Origin of the sequence: Saccharomonospora iraqiensis subsp. iraqiensis, assembly GCF_000430445.1 — a bacterium.
GTDB classification, from domain to species: Bacteria; Actinomycetota; Actinomycetes; order Mycobacteriales; family Pseudonocardiaceae; genus Saccharomonospora; species Saccharomonospora iraqiensis.
Window position 1 is genome coordinate 1,040 of the sequence record NZ_KE387128.1, and the last position, 2,174, is coordinate 3,213.

The following is a 2,174-nucleotide window of genomic DNA, read 5'->3' on the forward strand; positions in this document are numbered from 1 at the left end:
CGGGTCGCGGGGCCGTCCGGCGCCGGGGTGTGCGGTTCGCGCCAGGTCACCACGGTCGCACGGCCGACGGCCACCGCCCCGTCCGGCTCGGTCGCGGTGACGGTGAGCAGTTCGCTGGTCCAGGTGGCGCCCACGGCCCGGGACAGGGTCCCCCGCACGGCGGGGACGTCCGAACCCGGTGGCGGGGCCAGATCCTGCGGCAGCAGCGACACGGCGTCACCGACGGTCAGCACCTTCCCGATCAGGGCCAGTCGCAGGGTGTGTTCCGGCACCGACAGGCGTGCCAGCCGGGAACCGGAGACGGTCACCCGGCGTGCCGCCCGTACCTCGCAGGGTCGGACGAGAACGTCGGCTCCCTCCGCCACACCGACGTTGCCCATCGTCACGTCGTCGGCGAGCAGGACCCCGGGCGCCGCTCCGGCCGGTGCGGGGGCGGCGAGTGCGACGCTGACCCGGGCCCCGGTCAGCCGCACGGCGTCCCAGGCGCGCAGCCCCAGCGCGTCCAGCACCTCGCGGTGCAGCCGCACCACACCGCGGCGGGTGTCCAACGCCGACGCGGTGTGCCGGACGGTCAGGGTCAGCTGTGGCGTGCTCACCTCCCCAGGCTAGCCGGGGTGCTGGTCAGTCGTTGCTGAATTCCCGCTCGCGGTTCTGCCGCAGTCCGATGCGACGCCAGTTCCGGCGCCGTGTGGTGCGTGTGCCGCCGCGTGCCGGGGGCGCGGCACCCTCGGGTGGGTAGACCCTCGGCACGTGCCCGGTGGGGCGCGGCCTGCGCACCGCGCGCCGGGCCACCCCGGCCACCCTGCGGAACTGCGGCCTGCGGAGCCCGAGTTTGCGCTGGGTGCGCCCCCGCCGGATCGCCCGGCGTTCCCGCGACGGCACCTCCCACGCCTCGGGATGGCGGGCCAGCCACCGGTACCGGTACACCGAGTACGGCAGGTGCACCAGGTACAGCAGCAGCACGCTGGTGAGGACCAGCAGCGGGTACTGGATCGTGGCGGCGGCGGCCAGGCCGACGAACACCAGCAGCGGCGCCACCGCCTTGGCGGGCACCCGCAGCTTCTTCAGGGACAACGTGGGCAGGCGGCTGATCAACAACAGCGCGACGGCGACGGTCCACAGCCACACGGTCGCCTCCGCCGACCACCAGCCCGGACCGAACGCCAGGGTGGCGATGACCGGCAGCAGCGCGAGCAGACCACCGGCCGGGGCGGGAACCCCGACGAAGAACTCGTTGGCGTAGGGCGGTTGTTCCGCGTCGTCGAGCAGGGTGTTGAACCGGGCGAGGCGCAGCACCATGCACACCGCGAAGATGAGCGCGGCGACCCAGCCGAGGCGACTGGGCTCGCCGGACCAGACGTAGAGGACCAGTGCGGGGGCGACCCCGAACGAGATCGCGTCGGACAGCGAGTCGAGCTCGGCGCCCATCCGCGAGGAGGCGTCGAGCAGCCGGGCGATCCGGCCGTCGAGACTGTCGAGCACGGCGGCGATCCCGATCGCGCCGATCGCGAGCCGATGATCGCCGAACAGGGCGAACTGCACGGCCGAGAGTCCCGCGCACAGGGCGAGCACGGTGACCGCGTTCGGCAGCAACCGGACTCCGGGGGTGGTCCGGGCCATGGATTCAGTCCTTCGTCGCTGGGAGCTCGGCGAGCGGGGTCTCGCCGCCGATGGTGCGTTGTCCCTCGCGCACCAGCAGTCGGCTGCCGGGCGGCAGGTAGGTGTCCACGCGCGAACCGAAGCGGATCAGCCCGTAGGTCGAACCCGCGTCCAGCCGCTCGCCCGGGGACACGTCGCAGAGGATACGACGGGCCACAAGCCCGGCGATCTGTACCACGACGAGGTCGTGTCCGTCGTCGGTGCGCAGCAGCAGGGTGTTGCGCTCGTTGTCCTCGCTCGCCTTGTCCAGATCGGCGGAGAGGAACGTGCCCGGCCGGTAGGCGACCTGTTCGACGCTGCCGGTCGCGGGCGCGCGCTGGACGTGGACGTCGAGCACGGACAGGAACACGCTCACCCGGGTGCGCGGCCCGTCGGGCAGGCCGAGTTCGGGGGGCGGCGACGCCTCCTCGATCAGCGACACCAGGCCGTCGGCGGCGGAGAGCACCAGGTCGCTGCGGGTGGGCGGCACCCGGCGGGGCTCGCGGAAGAACGCCGCGGTGGCGAGGGCGCCGAGG

Annotated in this window: 2 protein-coding genes and 1 pseudogene; all 3 read right to left on the bottom strand. The window is 73.7% G+C overall.

Annotated features, from left to right (window positions below):
• A pseudogene (locus tag ACTIR_RS24375) lies at nucleotides 1-596 on the bottom strand (AAA family ATPase); the annotation flags it as partial.
• 25 nt (nucleotides 597-621) lie between these two features.
• Complete coding sequence (locus tag ACTIR_RS0119030; RefSeq protein ID WP_026455465.1) at nucleotides 622-1,620, bottom strand: CDP-alcohol phosphatidyltransferase family protein; 999 nt, start codon at nucleotides 1,618-1,620, stop codon at nucleotides 622-624.
• A gap of 4 nt (nucleotides 1,621-1,624) precedes the next feature.
• A partial coding sequence (locus tag ACTIR_RS0119035) for a phosphatidylserine decarboxylase (protein WP_026455466.1) occupies nucleotides 1,625-2,174 on the bottom strand: 550 nt, incomplete at its 5' end.

Bases quoted from the DNA above. Each gene is read 5' to 3' on its own strand.
- ACTIR_RS0119030 (WP_026455465.1), bottom strand. From the start codon at position 1,620: ATGGCCCGGACCACCCCCGGAGTCCGGTTGCTGCCGAACGCGGTCACC.